The following is a 16,510-nucleotide window of genomic DNA, read 5'->3' on the forward strand; positions in this document are numbered from 1 at the left end:
TAACCACAAACAACTGAAATAAAGCTTAATGCCATCATGCAAATAGCAGGAAAAACCTACCCTTTGGTGAAGCGATAGAACAATGCCGGTTCGCTGACCATGTACAGGGTGCCCTGGTCATCCATTGCCACGCCTTCGGCCCTAGGAATGGTGTGCTGCAGACCATTGAAGCCCCCCAGCAAGGTCATGAAGCTGACCTGTTCACCCTGCTCGTCCAGTTCCAGCAGCATATTGGAATCGGCAGACAACGCCAGCAGGTGCCCCGTTCGCGGATCAATGCCCAATGCCGACAGGTTTCGCAGGTCGAGCGAATCACTGGGCAGCGGTGTCTTCTCGCCCGTCAGTTGGCCTTGCCCATTGGACTTCCATTCATACAGGCGCGGCGGCCGCTCCTCGCCGATGACCAGCCGCTGTTTAGACGCGTCCCAGACCACGGCTTCGTAGCCCTTGTTGCCATTTTGCGACGCCCCCAGGTCGTGGCTGGGGAAGTCCGCATGGTTGAGCGCGGTGGTGGTGGCATCGACTTTCACCACGGTCAGGTCATGCAGCCGCTCGTCCGTGATTGCCAGGTAGCCGCCGTCCATGACGGTGACGCCTTCCGGGTTTGCCCAGCCATTGAGGGGAATATTGCGCAGCACGTCGCCGTCCAGGTTCAGCTCGGTGAGGAAGGGTTGCTTGCCCATGACGGCGAATAGCGTGCGGGTGCTGGGGTTGTACGTGAGGTCCGATGCTTCGTAGTCGGCCATTTCCGGCAAGGGCTTGGCGTCGATATCCACCGTGTAGTCCGGCAGCCACACGCTTTCACTGCGCTCGGCCGTGCTTTCGAAGCCTTCCTTGACCCACAGCGCTGCCCGATCGTCCCAATGCATGGCGAAGGCCACGCCATAGGCAATCACCACTGCCACGGCCAGGCCGAACGGCCAGCGCAGGTAGAACGGGCGCTTGAAGGAGGCAGGGGCGTTTGATTGCATCGAGACGTCCTGGGGAGAAAGGCGAAGGTCTGCGCATTATCCAGAAGACGTGTGAAAAAACAGTCAACCCGCTAGGGCGATTCGCAGATGACGCGGGGATGGGCCGCCTGACCGGAGCCTTGGCCAGGGCGGATCATCCGCAAAAAGTCAGGTGGGTGCTGGCTTAGAGCACCCGGCTCTCGAACCGGCTAACCCCTGGCAGCTCCAGGACCACGTCATCGCCCACGTTGAAGGGGCCTACGCCTGCTGGTGTGCCGGTCAGGATGACGTCGCCGGCCTGCAGCGAAAACTGCGCAGCCATGTGCTGGATCATGGGCACGATCGGGTTGAGCATCATTGCACTGGAGCCGTCCTGGCGGACTTCGCCGTTGACCGTCAGGCGCACCGGGATGGCCGTGATGTCTTCAAAGCTGGCGGCAGACACAAAGGGCGGCAGCACGCAGGCGCCGTCGAAACACTTGGCCAACTCCCAAGGCAAGCCCTTTTCCTTGAGCTTGGCCTGCACGTCCCGCAGGGTCAGGTCCAAGGCCGGCGCAAATCCGGAAATGGCATCGAGTACCTCCTCCTGGCTTGGCCGCGTGGACAACGACTTGCCCAGCAACACCGCGATTTCCACCTCGTAGTGCACCGACCCGCGTTCGGCAGGAATCTTGAACCCGCCTTCGGCCGGCACCACGCAACTGCCCGGTTTGATGAACAGGAGGGGTTCAGTCGGTATGGGATTATCCAGCTCCTTGGCATGTTCGGCGTAGTTACGCCCGATGCATACCACCTTGCCCAGTGGAAAATGAATGCGCGTGCCGTCTGCATACTGGTGCTGGTAGTTCATGGCCACTCCTCTGGATACTGCTTTTTATTCAGGTGCGAAGATCTTACCCGGATTCATGATGCCCGCAGGGTCGAACACGGCCTTGATTGCTTTCATGCAGGCGATTTCTTCACGGGACCTGCTGTAGCCCAGGTAATCGCGCTTGGTCATGCCCACACCGTGCTCGGCGGAGATCGAACCCTCGTAGCGCTGGACGATCTCGAACACCCACTGGTTGACCTCGGTGCAGGACGCGAAGAAGTCATCCTTGCTCATGTGCTCGGGCTTGAGGATGTTCAGGTGCAGGTTGCCGTCGCCGATGTGCCCGTACCAGATCACCTCATAGTGGGGGTAATGCGCCTGGACGACGGCATCGATGTCGCGCAGGAATGCCGGCACTTTCGAGACGGTCACGGAGATGTCGTTCTTGTACGGTGTCCAGTGCGAAATGGTTTCGGACAGGTATTCGCGCAGCTTCCACAAATTCTTCAGCTGCGTCTGGCTCTGGCTCATCACGCCATCGAGCACCCAACCTTGCTCGACACAGTGTTCGAAGGTAGCCAAGGCTTCGTTGGCCACCGCATCGGTGCCGGCCTCGAACTCCAGCAAGGCGTAGAACGGGCATGGTGTTTCGAAGGGCGCAGGCACATCACCACATGCCAGGATCTTGGCCAGGCCCTTGTCGGAGAAAAACTCGAACGCCGTCAGGTCCAACCTGCCCTGGAAAGCGTGCAGTACAGGCATGATCGAGTCGAAATCAGGCGTGCCCAACACCATGGCGGTGAGGTTGCGCGGTGCGCGGTCCAGGCGCAGGGTGGCCTCGACCACGAAACCCAGCGTACCTTCGGCGCCAATGAACAGCTGGCGCAGGTCGTAGCCGGTGGCGTTCTTGATCAGGCCCTTGTTCAATTCAAGCAACTCGCCGCTGCCGGTGACCACCTTCAGGCCCGCGACCCAGTTGCGGGTCATGCCGTAGCGGATCACCTTGATGCCACCGGCATTGGTGCCGATGTTGCCGCCTATCTGGCTGGAGCCACTGGAGGCGAAGTCCACCGGGTAATACAGGCCGTGCTCCTCGGCGAACGCCTGCACCTGCTGGGTAATGACCCCTGGCTGGCAGACCACGGTACGGTCGAAGGCGTTGAAATCCAGGATGCGATTCATGTAATCGAAGGCGACCACCACCTCCCCGTTGGCGGCCACGGCGCCCGCGGATAACCCGGTACGCCCGCCGGAAGGCACGAGCGCCACACGATGGGTATTGGCCCAGCGCACGATGGCCTGCACCTGTTCGATCGTACGGGGCAGGACGATAGCGCTGGGCGCAGGCGGGTAATGGCGCGTCCAGTCCTTGCCATAGGCTTGCAGGGATTCGGGGTCGGTCAACACCTTGCCGGGGTCGACCAGGGTCTTCAACTCATCCAATACAGCGGGCTGGGTCATCGCCTGAACTCTCGCTTTATTCATGGTCACCCTGAGCACGCTTCACCTGTCGGAATAAGCTCAGATTGTGTCGCGTATGCTAGCATAGCGCCCCCGCTGTTCATGCTAGAGCTGCCCACGGGCACCTGGCATCACCCTCGCCACTTTTCTCCGGGATACAGGTTTACGCAGATGAGCAAGACTTCTCTCGACAAGAGCAAGATCCGGTTCCTTCTTCTTGAAGGTGTACACCAGAACGCAGTCGATACCCTGACGGCTGCCGGCTACACCAACATCGAATACCTCACTGGTTCGTTGCCCGAAGCAGAGTTGAAGGAAAAGATCGCCGACGCGCACTTCATCGGCATCCGCTCACGTACCCAATTGACCGAAGAAATCTTCGACTGCGCCAAGAAACTGGTCGCCGTCGGCTGCTTCTGCATCGGTACCAACCAGGTCGACCTGGAAGCTGCCCGTCAGCGCGGTATCGCAGTGTTCAACGCACCGTACTCCAACACCCGTTCGGTAGCCGAACTGGTGCTGGCCGAAGCCATCCTGCTGCTGCGCGGCATTCCGGAAAAGAACGCCTCGTGCCATCGTGGCGGCTGGATCAAGAGCGCAGCCAACTCCTTCGAGATTCGCGGCAAGAAGCTGGGCATCGTCGGTTACGGCTCCATTGGTACCCAACTGTCTGTACTGGCCGAAAGCCTGGGCATGCAAGTGTACTTCTTCGATCCGCTGACCAAGCTGCCGCTGGGCAATGCTGTCCAGGTGACCAGCCTGCACGAATTGCTCGGCCTGGCCGATATCGTCTCGCTGCACGTGCCTGAGCTGCCCTCCACCCAGTGGATGATCGGCGAGAAGGAAATCCGCGCGATGAAAAAAGGCGCCATCCTGATCAACGCTGCCCGCGGCACCGTGGTCGAACTCGATCACCTGGCCGCGGCCATCAAGGACAAGCACCTGATCGGCGCTGCCATCGACGTGTTCCCGGTCGAGCCACGCTCCAACGATGAAGAGTTCGAAAGTCCGCTGCGTGGCCTGGATAACGTGATCCTCACGCCGCACATCGGCGGCTCCACTGCCGAGGCCCAGGCCAACATCGGCCTGGAAGTGGCCGAGAAGCTGGTCAAGTACAGCGACAACGGCACCTCGGTGTCGTCGGTCAACTTCCCGGAAGTGGCCCTGCCTGCTCACCCTGGCAAGCACCGCCTGCTGCACATCCACGAAAACATTCCGGGTGTGCTCAGCGAAATCAACAAGGTGTTTGCCGAAAACGGCATCAACATCTCGGGTCAGTTCCTGCAGACCAACGAGAAAGTGGGCTACGTGGTGATCGACGTCGACGCCGAATACTCGGACCTGGCGCAAGAGAAGCTGCAACAGGTCAAGGGCACCATCCGCTCGCGCGTACTGTTCTAATACGCGGCAAGCGTGGATCGAGGGAGGCCCAGGTGGCCTCCCTTTTCGTTATGGCCCACCACGGCGGCGGGCGGCGAGCACGAAAAAATCCAGGCTGCACATCAAACAATGCCGCGACTTCAGGGTCATAGGCTGCGCTCGACCATGGCAAGGAAGAAAGCCATGGCGACGGTTATCCATGGGTAAACGAAAAGGGGCATTCATGCGTTCGACCATAGGGGTACTGCTGGCGGTACTGATCAGCCCATTGGCTCAGGCAGAGCTGCTGGACGAAATCGCCGATCGCGGTGAACTGCGTATCGCCGTCCAGGGCGACAACGCGCCATACGCTTTCAAGCAGGATGATCACCTGACAGGGTTCGATGTGGAGTTCGGCCAGGCCCTGGCCTCAGAACTCGACCTGCGCGTGGAATTCGTCGAAACACCCGAATCGCAAACCCTGCCCGGCGTCGAGAGTGGCAAATACGACATCGCGTTGCTGCCTGTCACGGCAATAGCGCAAGGCGATAGCCCGCTCGACACCAGCCAGCCCTTTGGCAAGCACCAGCTTGTGGTGCCGTTCCAGAAGGACAACCCCGCCTTCGAAAGCGCCGTGAACAACGCGCTGCAACGCCTGAAGGACAGCGGTCGTACTGCCGAACTGGAACACAAGTGGCTAGCCGGCGAGCAGCAGGCCGCAGCGACTCAATAGCGTGCCGTAGTCAACCGAGGCAGGTGCTGATCATCACGCCCGGCAATTCAGAACGGGTCATTGCCGCGACGCCTGAACCAGCCAGTCAAGGACAGGCGTTCACGACCGGCCGGCAGCACCTCGTGAGGGACTTCGCCGGACAGGAAGACCACCAGGCACCCTGCGACGGGCTGAACATCGTGCTCCACCCCATCGGCCAGGAACATGCGCAACTGCCCACCGTCTGCGGGCGTCCAGTCTTCGTTCAGGTAGAACACGGCCGACACCATGCGCCGGTCGTCATCGCGAAAACGGTCCAGATGCCGTTTGTAGAAAGCGCCGGGTGGATAAAGGGCAAAGTGGCATTCGAAGTCTTCCAGGCCCAGGAAAAGCCCTTGGTTGATTGCCAGGCGCAGTTGATCCATGGCTGCCAGGTACTGGTCGCAGGCGTGAGCCTGGCCTGGATCGATCCACTGAATCTGATCCCCACGGATGGCCTCGCGCACCTCTTGGGACGGCCCCCGTCCAATCCCTGCGGGGTTGAGCTCCCCTTGGGCATAACGGCGTCGGCATTCGTTCGCCAGCGCGCCGACCAGGTCCGCCGGCAGGAACAGTGCCTGTTGGGACCAGCCATGGGTGGCCAGATCGTCGACGACGGCCGCAAGCATCGGGTGTGGGGGGGAAATATGCATGGCGCATCATATCCATTCGCCCCCTCGGCGCACAGCGCCACTTGGCTGAGAAGCGCGTGGATATCTCGACAAACCAACGCCGCCCCACAGACAATAGCCATCTGCCGACAGGAGTCCTGAATGCGCCGTCTGTTTTCCCTGATTCTGCTGATGAGCTGCACGTTGCCTGTCTGGGCAGATAACCTGGATCAGCTGTACAAGACCGCTGGCTGGCCCGAGCAACGCGCCCATTTCACCGACGCCTTGAGCGCCGCCCAGCAGCGCTACCGCAACAGCTTGCCGCCTGCCGTCTACCAGGCACTGGTGAGCAACAGCAACCAGCGTTTTCAGGCTCAGGCCGTGGACCGTCGTGCGCTTGCGCAACTGCGCGCCGCATTACCCAACCCATCGTCGGCGCTGGCCTTTTTCCAGTCGCCATTAGGCCGCAAGATCGTCGCGGCCGAACTGCGGGCGACCCGCAAGGATGAATTGGCCAAAAATGCCGATGGCCTGCCCAAGATTCAGGCCAGCGACGATCGCGTGTTGATCATTGGCCACCTGGCCCAGGCCCTGCCTGCACGGGAAGCGGGGGCAGAGGTAAGCCTGGCCATCGCCGGTGTGGCCGCCGATAGCCTGAGCGCCATGATTCCGGGGCTGTTGGGCGGTGGCCAGGCGCAAGGCCTGCTCGACGGCCAGCGCCAACGCCTGATGAACCAGATAGGCCAGGACCTGAACAACACCTTGCTGTACGTGTACCGTGACCTCACGGACGCAGAACTCGAAGAATTCGCGACCTTTGCCGAATCCAACGACGGCAAAGCCTACTACCGCGCAGCGCTGGCGGCCATTCGCGCCGGCCTGGCGGTCGGCCAGAGCACGGGCGAGCTGAAGTGATCAGCCCAGGTGCTGGTCGATGAAGTCGAAATAGCGCTGTCGAATGGCAGGCAGTTCGTTGGCCAGGTGATGACGGGCCCCTGGTAGCATGAGCACCTGCGGCTCGGCGAACTTGGCCTGCAACACGCGAAGGTTGTAAGGCCAGTCGACCGTGCCATCCGCCTCTCCCTGCACGATCACCGGGCGCCGAGTGCTGACGGGCGCCGCCTCGATGCGTCTGATCCAGTCGATCAGCGCCCCGACCCATGCCGTAGGAAGCCGCCGCGGCTGAAGCGGGTCAGCTTCAAGAAACGGTAGAAATGCAGGGTCCGTGCTGTTTTCAGTGAACCGCCGCTCGATGCCGTTCACGAAATGGCGCAACACGTGATAGCTGAGCTTCGACCAGTGCCAGGCACAAGGCCGCACCAGCGGGGCGAGCAGCAGTACCTGCCCATCGACGGGGCTGGCCCCTGCACTGTGCAGCAAGTGGTCCACGGCAATCGCCCCGCCCGTACTCTGCCCGCACAGGTGCCAAGGGTGCGGCAGTTGCAGGCTGTGCGCCTGTTCGAACAAGCCTTGGAGCACCTGCTGGTACACGGCGAAGTCATCAATGCTGGCACGCTCACCGCTGGACAGGCCGTGACCCGGCAAATCGCAGCTGACAACGGCGTAACCGCGCTTCAATGCCCAGGCCACCAGGTGCCTGTACAGCCCCATGTGGTCGTAGTAGCCGTGCAGCAGCAGCAAAGTCGCCGTAGGCTGTAGCGGAGCCCACACCTGCGCGACCACCTCGAACCCGGCAACTGCAAACCGTCCAAGCCAGCTGTGGACCGGCAGGTCGAGGCCATAGAAGCGTTGATAAGCCTGCGCGTGGGTGGATAGGCGTTCGCGCGCGGTCAGCGGGGCCAGGCTGGTGCGCAGGAGGTCTGGATGAAAGCTTGCGGGCATTGGCTGGATCCGGCGTGAAGCAAGTATTGACTTGGGATATTCAGCTGATCGACGCGCCGTGGCAAGCTGGCCGCATCAGCCACCACCTTCGAACTGCCTACGGGAGCTGCCATCGGCCCTTCATGAACCTGCCAACCCTCAAACTATTGGGCACCCTGCTCGGCCTGGTGGCCGGAGCGGTCTTCATCTGGCAGGCCTACACAACCTTCCAGGCTCGCTATGTGCGACCGTTCGACAACCAGGCGACATTCTTCGACGGTGCCCGGTTACAGCTACCCCGCGAACTGGCCGGCCCTGGGCCGGTTCGGGTCGTGCACTTCTGGGACCCGGCCTGCCCGTGCAACGTCGGCAACCAGCAGCACCTGGCTGACCTGATGCAGCGCTTCAAGGACCGGGGTGTCACCTTCCACGTCCTGCAAAAACGCGGAACGCGCGGCTACCTGCCCGATGACCTCGCCGGGCTCAAGCCACTGGGCAACCTACCGGGCAGCGAGCACCTGCCCGCCTCACCTGCGGTAGCCATCTGGGATCGCCAGGGGCAGCTGGCGTATTTCGGCCCCTACAGCGAAGGTGCGGTGTGCAACGCCGCCAACAGTTTCATCGAGCCGATACTCAACGCGCTACTCGAAGGCCGCCCAGTCAGCGCCTCCAACACCCTGGCAGTCGGCTGTTATTGCCCTTGGGCAGGTTGACGTATGCGGGCCGGGTTGCCCACCACCGTCGCGCCAGGTGGCACATCGCGGGTGACGACACTGCCCGCGCCAACCACGGCGTCATCACCGATACGCACCCCCGGCAGGATGATGGCCCCGCCCCCGATCCACACGTTATTGCCGATGCTGACCGGTCGCCCGCTTTCCAGGCCCGTACGCCGCACCTGTGGATCGAGCGGGTGATCGGCCGTGTAGATCTGCACGTTCGGGCCGATCTGGCAGTCCTCGCCGATCTGCACAGGCAGCACGTCCAGGATCACGCAATTGAAGTTCATGAAGGTATTGCGGCCCACATGGATGTTGTAGCCGTAGTCGCAATAGAAAGGCGCACGCAACGTGACGCCTTCGCCTGCATGGCCAAAGTGCTCGGCCAGCAACGCATGCCGCGCCTCGGCCGTCAGCTCGACGCTGTTGTTATAGCGGTGCATCCACCGTTTGTTGGCGGCCTGTTCGGCTTGTAATTCCGGGCAGGTGGCGAGGTAGAGCTCGCCTGCGAGCATCTTCTGTTTTTCGCTCAGGGACATGGCAACTCCTCATCAGAACTATGCGCGTAGCGGGGATAGGCTGATCATCGGACCACACACAGGGCTCAATCTCTCAGCCGCAGGCAGCATTGTCTCGGGGTGTACCTGAAACGAAAACGCCGACACACAAGGCGTCGGCGTTTGGGCAGCGGTGCGCAGGTCAGAATGCAGGCAGCACGGCACCCTGATACTTCTTGGCGATGAATGCCTTGACCTCTGGGCTGGTCAGCGCCTTGGCCAGCTTCTGGATGGCATCGCTGTCCTTATTGTCAGGACGTGCGACGAGGAAGTTGACGTAAGGCGAGTCGCTGCCTTCGATGACCAGAGCGTCCTTGGCAGGGTTCAGGCCCGCTTCCAGCGCATAGTTGGTGTTGATCATGTCCAGGTCGACCTGATCCAGCACGCGGGGCAACATGGCCGATTCCAGCTCGCGGAACTTCAGCTTCTTGGGGTTCTCGGCGATGTCCTTCGGCGTGGCCAGGGCATTTTTCGGATCCTTCAGGGTAATCAGCCCTGCCTTCTGCAACAGCAGCAGAGCACGCCCGCTGTTGCTGCCCTCGTTAGGGATGGCGACGGTCGCGCCTTCCTTGAGCTCATCCAGGCTCTTGACCTTTTTCGAGTAGCCACCGAAGGGCTCGACGTGGACGCCGACCACGGTCTCCAGATGGGTGCCCTTGCCCTCGTTGAAGCTCTGCAGGTACGGGAGGGTCTGGAAGTAGTTGGCATCCAGACGCTTCTGGTCAACCTGCACGTTGGGTTGCACGTAGTCGGTGAACACTTTGATCTGCAGATCGACACCTTCCTTGGCCAGGGTCGGCTTGATCAGCTCGAGGATCTCGGCGTGCGGGATGGGCGTTGCGGCAACCACCAGTTTCTCGGCGGCGCCGGCCAGCCCAGCGAAGGACAGGGCAGCAGCCAGGGCGGTGGTCAGCAGGGTCTTCTTCATGGTGATCCTTGTTCTGCATCTGAGCCATCGACGATGGCGAACGGGGTGGCCGAGGCACTGCGGTCCTAGGCGTGGAGCGGACAATACCGATAATTTTTATGCCGGAACAATATCTTTTATTTCGCTGCTTATTCCAAAAGCAAAATGCCACCAGCGCGTTTGCTTATGAGCGCCTCTACTGTGGAGTATTGGGCAGGTCCAGGTCTTCAGGCAGGAGTTCAGGCCCGTCATTGACCAGCAAGGCGAAGTGGATGACGTTTTCCAGCTCGCGGGTATTGCCGGTCCAAGGGTGGTGCTCGAGCAGGCGCTGTGCAGCCTCGCTTATCAACGGCACGGGCCGCTGCAAACGCCCGCTGTAGATGCCAACGAAGTATTCCGCCAATGCCAGGATGTCCCCCGGGCGCTCGCGCAGCGGCGGCAGTTCAAGGGCGCCCTCGCGCAAGTATTGATACAACCGCTCGCTGAAGCGCCCTGCCTTCACCACCCGCCCTAGGTCAATGCTCGTGGCTGCCACCAGCCGCACATCCACCGGCTGCGCCTGATGTGCGCCTACGCGGGTGACTTCGCGGTTTTCCAGTGCCGCCAGCAGCTTGGCCTGAATGGCCGATGGCAAATCGGCGATTTCGTCCAGATAAAGCGTGCCGCCGTTGGCCGATCCGAACCAGCCAGCGCGGCTGCTGGCGGTGCCGCCATGGCTACCGGCGCTATAGCCGAACAGCTCTGCATCGGCATAAGTTGGGCTGATGGCGGCGCAATTGACGGACACGAACAGGCCGGGGCGGTCGCTGGCGCGGTGAATCTGGCGGGCCAGCAACTCCTTGCCGGTGCCGGTTTCACCGCGGATCAGCACTGGCAGCGGCAGCGGCGCCAAATGCTCCAGCTCCGTGCGCAATCGCTGGGAACGCGGATCGATGAAGACCAGCGCCTTGGCGCGAATGCTCAGCGGGCTCTTGTCGAGTTCGGGGAATGTCAGCAACGGCTGGCCGAAGGGGTTCTGATACGTCATGACGAGCTCCCGCCCCTGGCCTGCGGCGGCTGGGCGTGTGACGGATGGAAACGGACGCCGTTCAGGCGCGGCGCAGCGCGCGTTGTTCGATGCGGCCTTGCAGGCGATACAGGTAGGCGAACCCCTGCTCCCAGCACTCATGCCCGGATTTCACGTTGATGTGACCGGCGCCGGTCAAGAGCCCTGCTTCTGCCCCCCACTGCTGGGCCATGTGCAAAGCGCGCGGGACGCTGACAGCGGGATCGTTGTCCGAGCTGACCACCTGGCTTGGAAAGGGAAGCGCCGAGTGCGGGATGGGCAAAAAATTGCGCAGCGCCGGCGCGCACCCTGGTCGCTCGACATCCGCTGGCGCCACCAACAAGGCGCCGCGCACGCGACCGAGCAGACCGGCTGCGGCCTGTTCGGCCCAATGCGCCACCGTGATGCAGCCCAAGCTATGGGCAATGAGGATCACCGGGTCGGGCTCGGCAGCAATGGCGGTATCCAGCGCCTTTACCCAGTCCTGGCAGAGCGGTGTCAGCCAATCGCGCTGCTCCACGCGTGCGCTGTTGGGCAGGGTGCGCTGCCAGTGGCTTTGCCAATGATTGTCCGGCGATCCCTGCCAGCCTGGGATGATCAGGTAGCGAACTGATTCGTTACGCATGAAGTGGGTCTCCAGTAGCTTGCGTGCTTGGAAACCCAGTATAAAGCGGCCTATATATACTTAAAGGAATAAAAAGAAATTTGTTTATAACCTTTAAGCATATAACCGGCGGACGTTTCCTGGCGACACCGCTTTATCCGCCCCAAACCCATCGCCTTAAATGGCTGGCAGCTTCTGCCAGACCTTCGGCCGGAAGAACAACGTCTCGCCCCGTGCCAACCCTGTCAGGCTGTCGTGGTCCTTGACCACCTCAGCTTCGATCAGCTCACTTTGGCCCTCGACTTTCAAAGTCACCCGCGTGGTGGCCCCCAGTGGGCGAATGTCCCGGACTTCGGCGGCATGGTGGCCCTCGGTTTCGTGACGCGACAGCGACACTTCATGAGGCCGGAACAGCACATGCTGACCCTCGCTCAAGGCCAGGCGGTTGGAATCACCCAGGAAGTGGTAGACGAAATCGTTGGCGGGTTGTTCGTACACTTCGCCCGGCGAGCCAATCTGCTCGATCACGCCCTTGTTCATGACCACGATACGGTCAGCCACTTCCATGGCCTCTTCCTGGTCATGGGTCACGAAAACCGAGGTCAGGTTGATATCTTCGTGCAAGCGGGCCAGCCAGCGGCGCAGCTCTTTGCGCACCTTGGCGTCCAGCGCACCGAAGGGCTCGTCCAGCAGCAACACCTTGGGCTCTACTGCCAGGGCGCGGGCCAGGGCGATACGCTGGCGCTGACCGCCGGACAACTGCTCCGGATAACGATCGGACAGCCAATCGAGCTGCACCATGTTCAGCAGCTCATGCACCTTCTGGGCAATGCTGCTTTCGCTCGGGCGTTCACCCTTGGGCTTCATGCGCAGGCCGAAGGCGACGTTGTCGAACACGGTCATGTGCCTGAACAGCGCATAGTGCTGAAACACGAACCCGACGTTGCGATCGCGTACATCGTGCCCGGAGACGTCCTCGCCATGAAAAACGATGTTGCCCTGATCCGGCGTCTCCAGGCCGGCGATGATCCGCAGCAGTGTGGTCTTGCCGCAGCCCGACGGGCCCAGCAGCGCTACCAGCTCACCACTGTTGATGTCCAGGTTGATACCATCGAGCGCCTGGAAACTGTTGAAACGCTTGCTGACGTTACGCACTTCGATCGACATGAATCATTCCTCCGCAGCGCTATGGCGCAGACGGTTAATACGGTTCTCGCTCCACTGCTTGAGCAGCAGGATGAAGAGCGCCAGGATCAGCAACAGGCTGGCCACGCTGAAGGCCGCCACGTGGTTGTACTCGTTGTAGAGAATTTCCACATGCAGCGGCAAGGTATTGGTCACACCGCGAATATGCCCGGAAACGACCGACACTGCGCCAAACTCCCCCATCGCCCGTGCCGTGCACAACACCACGCCATAGATCAGGCCCCACTTGATGTTGGGCAGCGTCACATGCCAGAACATCTGCCAGCCATTGGCACCAAGCAGCCGGGCGGCTTCTTCTTCCTGGGTGCCTTGCTCCTGCATCAGCGGAATCAGCTCGCGGACTACGAACGGCACCGTCACGAAGATGGTAGCCAGGACGATGCCCGGCAGGGCGAAGACGATCTGGATGTCGTGATCCTGCAGCCACGGCCCGAACAGGCCCTGGGCGCCGAACATGAGCACGTAGACCAGGCCGGCGATCACGGGCGACACTGAAAACGGCAGGTCGATCAGGGTGACCAGAATACTTTTGCCGCGGAAGTTGTACTTGCTCACGCACCATGCCGCGCTGACGCCGAACACCAGGTTCAGCGGCACCGAAATGGCAACGGCAAGCAGGGTGAGCTTCAGGGCCGACAACGCGTCGGGTTCGAAGATGGCTTCGAAGAAGGTGCCGAACCCATTCTTCAGGGCCTGGGAAACCACAATGACCAGCGGCAACAGCAGAAACAGTGCAAACACCAGCCAGCCAAGGCCGATAAGCAGCCGCCGCGATGTGGTGCTGCCGCGACAGGCGGCGTTGGCGGCGGCGGTTGCATTCAGGGAAGAACTGGACATGCCGACCTCCTTCAAGGGGTTTCGATGCGGCGCTGCAACAAGTTGATCAGCAGCAGCAGGATGAAGGAAACCACCAGCATCAACACGCCGATGGCGGTAGCGCCGGTGTAGTCGTACTGGTCGAGCTTGACCATGATCAGCAGGGGCAGGATCTCGGTTTTCATCGGCATGTTGCCGGCGATGAAAATGACCGAGCCGTATTCACCCACCCCACGGGCGAACGCCAGGGCAAAGCCGGTGAGCCAGGCCGGCAGCAGGGCCGGGGCCAGCACATGGCGAAACACCTGCAGCGGTCTGGCGCCCAGGCAGGCAGCGGCTTCTTCGACCTCGCGTGGGATGTCTGCCAGCACTGGCTGCACCGTGCGCACCACGAACGGCAGGGTGACGAACGTCAATGCCAGGGTAATGCCCAGAGGGGTATAGGCGATCTTGAAGCCCAAGTCGGTCGCGAACTGGCCGACCCAGCCCGCCGGCGCGTACAGCGCGGTGAGCGCAATGCCGGCCACCGCCGTTGGAAGGGCGAAGGGCAGATCGATCATCGCGTCGATGATCTTGCGTCCGGGGAAGGTGTAGCGCACCAGCACCCAGGCCAGCAGCGTCCCGATCACACCATTGATGATCGCGGCAAACAGGGCGGTGCCAAAACTCAGCTTCAACGCAGCGATGACCCGCGGCGCGCTGATGATGGTCCAGAACTGTTCAAAGGTCAGCTGTGAGGCATGGATGAACATGGCCGCCAGCGGTATCAGCACAATCAGGCTGAGGTACACCAAGGTGTATCCCAGCGTCAGCCCGAAGCCGGGTATGACGGGGGAAATGCGACGTGACATAGAGATCCCTGGTTGAATGCACGTGGCCCGGGAACCATCCCGGGCCGTGGTAGGCGTCCGAATTTCGGGTTATTCCTTGGTCCTTACTGTGCCTGATAGATCTGGTCGAACACACCGCCATCATTGAAGAATTTTGGCTGTGCGCTCTTCCAGCCGCCGAAGTCCTTGTCGATGGTCACCAGGTCCAGCTTGGGGAACTGCTTGCCAAATTCAGCCGCCACCTTCTCGTCACGCGGGCGGTAGAAGTTCTCGGCAGCAATCTTCTGCCCAGCCGGGCTGTAAAGGTGTTTCAGGTACTCGGTAGCGATTTCGGTATTGCCCTTTTTCTCGGCATTCTTGTCGACTACCGCCACAGGCGGCTCGGCCAGAATCGACAGCGATGGCACGACGATGTCGAACTTGTCAGCCCCACCGTCCTCCTTCAACGCCAGGAAGGCTTCGTTTTCCCAGGCGAGCAGCACATCGCCCTGACCGTTGTTGACGAAGGTGATGGTCGATCCACGGGCGCCGGTGTCCAGTACTGGCACGTGCTTGAACAGCTCCTGCACGTAGGCTTTTGCCTTGTCCTCGCTACCGCCGGTTTTCAGGCCATAGGCCCAGGCGGCGAGGAAGTTCCAGCGCGCGCCCCCGGAAGTCTTGGGGTTTGGGGTAATGACCGAGACGTCCTTCTTGATCAGGTCGCCCCAGTCCTTGATGCCCTTGGGGTTGCCCTTGCGTACCAGGAATACGATGGTCGAGGTGTAGGGGGTGCTGGCGTCCGGCAGGCGAGTCTGCCAGTTTTCCGGCAGGGTCTTGCCGAGCTTGGCGATTTCGTCGATGTCCCCGGCCAAGGCCAGGGTCACCACGTCGGCGCGCAGACCGTCAATCACCGCACGGCCCTGTTTGCCCGAGCCGCCATGGGACTGCTGGATCTTCACCTTGTCGCCCGGATGGGCTTGCTGCCAGTGCTTGATGAACTCGGCGTTGTATTGCTGGTACAGCTCGCGGGTCGGGTCGTAGGACACGTTCAGCAGTTCGTAATCCTTGGCGATGGCGGAACCGGCAAAAACAGCACTGGCCAGAGCGGCAAGCGCATAACGGCGGATGGACATGGTGAAGCTCCCGATGGCATTTTTTTAGTTCTGGAAGGTGGGGCGTGTTCAGCCGGGCTTGTTGCCAGGCTGCTGCAGGCGGAACTTCTCCTTGCGCTCGATCTGAACCACCTGGGCGTTGTGCACGGTGATTTCCACGGCGCCAAAGCGCAGATCGCGCAGCGCGCTCTGGATCTCACGCAAGATGGTGGCTTCGTCCTGACCGTCGATACTGCGCAGCGATGCACTCATGCTCGTTCTCCTTGGAGTGAGATTGCCGGGCAGAGGTTTGAATGAGGGTTTGCGCCTGGCGTGAGGGCAATAGTAGTGGGGGCGAATTATTCTTAAAAATACTATTTAAGAATTTTTATATAACCTTTTTTAAGATTATTTGATGTCCTTTCTGCATGGATTCATTAGCGCTGCGCACGCGCTCAATGGCGTACTCGCGTCTAGCAACCCCTCGCCTGAAAGCGGGCTATGACACGGAGAGTCGCTGGCCTCGGGATCGTGGCTCACGGCAGCGACCTGCCAAAGCCTACAGCTGCGGGTGCAGGTCCCCATTGTAGATACAAGGAGCGGCCTCTCCGGGTCGCCAGACCGGCGAGGCCGCACACATGGGGGATTGGCTAGCCTTCCAGGGGCGGTGCAAGGCAGTTGCTTCGGCATGGCCCCCCAGGCACGGTAATTCAGTCATCACACGGTCAAGGTAGGAGCAACTGTCTTTCACCGCATCTAAGGGCCAGCATCTCTGGGGCTGCTGCGCAGCCCATCGCGGCACTAGGCCGCTCCTACCGTGATCGTGGGATGGCTGAAGTAGTGCGATTGCGGGAGCAACTGCCTTTCACCGCATCTAGGGTCCAGCGCCCCCCCGTGTGGGAGATTCTATGGTTCTCAGCAAGCCAGTTTCCCCTTTCTGGTGACATATTCGTCCTGATTTCTCATCAGGGCGAACGCCACCCGCGCAAGTT

At 61.2% G+C, this 16,510-nt stretch carries 18 protein-coding genes; 4 read left to right on the forward strand and 14 right to left on the reverse strand.

All coding sequences use genetic code 11. The features are described 5' to 3' along the window. Positions 1-56: 56 nt before the first annotated feature. The 3 genes from FS767_RS02825 to FS767_RS02835 all read right to left on the reverse strand — a co-directional run bounded on the left by FS767_RS02825 (position 57) and on the right by FS767_RS02835 (position 3,222). Positions 57-971, reverse strand: a complete 915-nt coding sequence (locus FS767_RS02825) for an SdiA-regulated domain-containing protein (RefSeq protein WP_144964110.1) — start codon at positions 969-971, stop codon at positions 57-59. Between the two features lie 163 nt (positions 972-1,134). Beyond that, on the reverse strand, positions 1,135-1,800 hold the full coding sequence (locus FS767_RS02830) for a fumarylacetoacetate hydrolase family protein (RefSeq protein ID WP_058602864.1): 666 nt from the start codon (positions 1,798-1,800) through the stop codon (positions 1,135-1,137). A 24-nt stretch (positions 1,801-1,824) separates the two neighbouring features. After that, positions 1,825-3,222 (reverse strand): FAD-binding oxidoreductase, encoded by a 1,398-nt coding sequence (locus tag FS767_RS02835; RefSeq protein WP_144964111.1) that lies wholly within the window; start codon positions 3,220-3,222, stop codon positions 1,825-1,827. 171 nt (positions 3,223-3,393) lie between these two features. Between FS767_RS02835 and serA the strand changes: the two genes are divergently transcribed. Next, positions 3,394-4,623 (forward strand): phosphoglycerate dehydrogenase, encoded by a 1,230-nt coding sequence (gene serA, locus FS767_RS02840; protein ID WP_058602862.1) that lies wholly within the window; start codon positions 3,394-3,396, stop codon positions 4,621-4,623. 202 nt (positions 4,624-4,825) lie between these two features. Beyond that, a complete protein-coding gene (locus tag FS767_RS02845) occupies positions 4,826-5,314 on the forward strand; it encodes an ABC transporter substrate-binding protein (protein ID WP_144964112.1) in 489 nt (162 codons plus the stop codon). A gap of 47 nt (positions 5,315-5,361) precedes the next feature. On the opposite strand, the gene FS767_RS02850 is transcribed toward FS767_RS02845, so the two are convergent. Beyond that, on the reverse strand, positions 5,362-5,985 hold the full coding sequence (locus FS767_RS02850; RefSeq protein ID WP_058638163.1) for a 2OG-Fe(II) oxygenase: 624 nt from the start codon (positions 5,983-5,985) through the stop codon (positions 5,362-5,364). Between the two features lie 120 nt (positions 5,986-6,105). On the opposite strand from FS767_RS02850, the gene FS767_RS02855 reads away from it, so the two are divergent. Further along, positions 6,106-6,858 carry a DUF2059 domain-containing protein gene (locus tag FS767_RS02855; RefSeq protein ID WP_144964113.1) on the forward strand — a complete coding sequence of 251 codons (753 nt, stop codon included), beginning with the start codon at positions 6,106-6,108 and terminating at the stop codon, positions 6,856-6,858. Here FS767_RS02855 and FS767_RS02860 read toward each other — a convergent pair whose 3' ends face one another. Next, positions 6,859-7,785 (reverse strand): alpha/beta hydrolase, encoded by a 927-nt coding sequence (locus tag FS767_RS02860; RefSeq protein WP_144964114.1) that lies wholly within the window; start codon positions 7,783-7,785, stop codon positions 6,859-6,861. A gap of 122 nt (positions 7,786-7,907) precedes the next feature. On the opposite strand from FS767_RS02860, the gene FS767_RS02865 reads away from it, so the two are divergent. Next, positions 7,908-8,477 carry a DUF6436 domain-containing protein gene (locus FS767_RS02865; RefSeq protein WP_058603077.1) on the forward strand — a complete coding sequence of 190 codons (570 nt, stop codon included), beginning with the start codon at positions 7,908-7,910 and terminating at the stop codon, positions 8,475-8,477. Here the strand turns inward: FS767_RS02865 and FS767_RS02870 are convergent. The 9 genes from FS767_RS02870 to oscA form a co-directional block, all read right to left on the reverse strand. After that, complete coding sequence (locus FS767_RS02870) at positions 8,456-9,022, reverse strand: sugar O-acetyltransferase (RefSeq protein ID WP_078479324.1); 567 nt, start codon at positions 9,020-9,022, stop codon at positions 8,456-8,458. The two genes, FS767_RS02865 and FS767_RS02870, sit on opposite strands and share 22 nt — an antisense overlap. Positions 9,023-9,182: 160 nt before the next feature. Then, positions 9,183-9,968 (reverse strand): MetQ/NlpA family ABC transporter substrate-binding protein, encoded by a 786-nt coding sequence (locus FS767_RS02875; protein ID WP_058602856.1) that lies wholly within the window; start codon positions 9,966-9,968, stop codon positions 9,183-9,185. A gap of 175 nt (positions 9,969-10,143) precedes the next feature. Then, positions 10,144-10,974: a sigma 54-interacting transcriptional regulator gene (locus tag FS767_RS02880; RefSeq protein WP_058638168.1), complete on the reverse strand. Its 831-nt coding sequence runs from the start codon at positions 10,972-10,974 to the stop codon at positions 10,144-10,146. 61 nt (positions 10,975-11,035) lie between these two features. Further along, complete coding sequence (locus FS767_RS02885) at positions 11,036-11,617, reverse strand: alpha/beta hydrolase (protein WP_144964115.1); 582 nt, start codon at positions 11,615-11,617, stop codon at positions 11,036-11,038. Positions 11,618-11,773: 156 nt separating this feature from the next. Then, the gene (locus FS767_RS02890) at positions 11,774-12,763 is read right to left on the reverse strand and encodes a sulfate/molybdate ABC transporter ATP-binding protein (RefSeq protein WP_058602853.1); all 990 of its coding nucleotides are present in this window, start codon (positions 12,761-12,763) and stop codon (positions 11,774-11,776) included. A gap of 3 nt (positions 12,764-12,766) precedes the next feature. Beyond that, positions 12,767-13,639, reverse strand: coding sequence for a sulfate ABC transporter permease subunit CysW (gene cysW / locus FS767_RS02895; RefSeq protein ID WP_144964116.1), 873 nt, complete (start codon positions 13,637-13,639; stop codon positions 12,767-12,769). An 11-nt stretch (positions 13,640-13,650) separates the two neighbouring features. After that, entirely contained in the window at positions 13,651-14,469 is an 819-nt protein-coding gene (cysT, locus tag FS767_RS02900) for a sulfate ABC transporter permease subunit CysT (RefSeq protein ID WP_058602851.1), read from the reverse strand. Between the two features lie 83 nt (positions 14,470-14,552). Next, positions 14,553-15,560, reverse strand: coding sequence for a sulfate ABC transporter substrate-binding protein (locus tag FS767_RS02905; RefSeq protein ID WP_058602850.1), 1,008 nt, complete (start codon positions 15,558-15,560; stop codon positions 14,553-14,555). Between the two features lie 48 nt (positions 15,561-15,608). Then, positions 15,609-15,791: a sulfur starvation response protein OscA gene (gene oscA / locus FS767_RS02910; protein ID WP_003248957.1), complete on the reverse strand. Its 183-nt coding sequence runs from the start codon at positions 15,789-15,791 to the stop codon at positions 15,609-15,611. Between the last annotated feature and the right edge of the window lie 719 nt (positions 15,792-16,510).

Source organism: Pseudomonas sp. DE0010 (assembly GCF_007680745.1).
Classification (GTDB): Bacteria; Pseudomonadota; Gammaproteobacteria; order Pseudomonadales; family Pseudomonadaceae; genus Aquipseudomonas; species Aquipseudomonas parafulva_B.

What these genes read in the sequence shown, in the direction of transcription:
- cysW (WP_144964116.1), bottom strand. Translation starts at nt 13,639, where the DNA reads ATGTCCAGTTCTTCCCTGAATGCAACCGCCGCCGCCAACGCCGCCTGT.
- FS767_RS02890 (WP_058602853.1), bottom strand. Translation starts at nt 12,763, where the DNA reads ATGTCGATCGAAGTGCGTAACGTCAGCAAGCGTTTCAACAGTTTCCAG.
- FS767_RS02830 (WP_058602864.1), bottom strand. Translation starts at nt 1,800, where the DNA reads ATGAACTACCAGCACCAGTATGCAGACGGCACGCGCATTCATTTTCCA.
- FS767_RS02835 (WP_144964111.1), bottom strand. Translation starts at nt 3,222, where the DNA reads ATGACCCAGCCCGCTGTATTGGATGAGTTGAAGACCCTGGTCGACCCC.
- FS767_RS02905 (WP_058602850.1), bottom strand. Translation starts at nt 15,560, where the DNA reads ATGTCCATCCGCCGTTATGCGCTTGCCGCTCTGGCCAGTGCTGTTTTT.
- FS767_RS02880 (WP_058638168.1), bottom strand. Translation starts at nt 10,974, where the DNA reads ATGACGTATCAGAACCCCTTCGGCCAGCCGTTGCTGACATTCCCCGAA.
- oscA (WP_003248957.1), bottom strand. Translation starts at nt 15,791, where the DNA reads ATGAGTGCATCGCTGCGCAGTATCGACGGTCAGGACGAAGCCACCATC.
- FS767_RS02885 (WP_144964115.1), bottom strand. Translation starts at nt 11,617, where the DNA reads ATGCGTAACGAATCAGTTCGCTACCTGATCATCCCAGGCTGGCAGGGA.
- serA (WP_058602862.1), top strand. Translation starts at nt 3,394, where the DNA reads ATGAGCAAGACTTCTCTCGACAAGAGCAAGATCCGGTTCCTTCTTCTT.
- FS767_RS02875 (WP_058602856.1), bottom strand. Translation starts at nt 9,968, where the DNA reads ATGAAGAAGACCCTGCTGACCACCGCCCTGGCTGCTGCCCTGTCCTTC.
- FS767_RS02825 (WP_144964110.1), bottom strand. Translation starts at nt 971, where the DNA reads ATGCAATCAAACGCCCCTGCCTCCTTCAAGCGCCCGTTCTACCTGCGC.
- FS767_RS02850 (WP_058638163.1), bottom strand. Translation starts at nt 5,985, where the DNA reads ATGCATATTTCCCCCCCACACCCGATGCTTGCGGCCGTCGTCGACGAT.
- FS767_RS02865 (WP_058603077.1), top strand. Translation starts at nt 7,908, where the DNA reads ATGAACCTGCCAACCCTCAAACTATTGGGCACCCTGCTCGGCCTGGTG.
- FS767_RS02870 (WP_078479324.1), bottom strand. Translation starts at nt 9,022, where the DNA reads ATGTCCCTGAGCGAAAAACAGAAGATGCTCGCAGGCGAGCTCTACCTC.
- FS767_RS02845 (WP_144964112.1), top strand. Translation starts at nt 4,826, where the DNA reads ATGCGTTCGACCATAGGGGTACTGCTGGCGGTACTGATCAGCCCATTG.
- FS767_RS02855 (WP_144964113.1), top strand. Translation starts at nt 6,106, where the DNA reads ATGCGCCGTCTGTTTTCCCTGATTCTGCTGATGAGCTGCACGTTGCCT.
- cysT (WP_058602851.1), bottom strand. Translation starts at nt 14,469, where the DNA reads ATGTCACGTCGCATTTCCCCCGTCATACCCGGCTTCGGGCTGACGCTG.
- FS767_RS02860 (WP_144964114.1), bottom strand. Translation starts at nt 7,785, where the DNA reads ATGCCCGCAAGCTTTCATCCAGACCTCCTGCGCACCAGCCTGGCCCCG.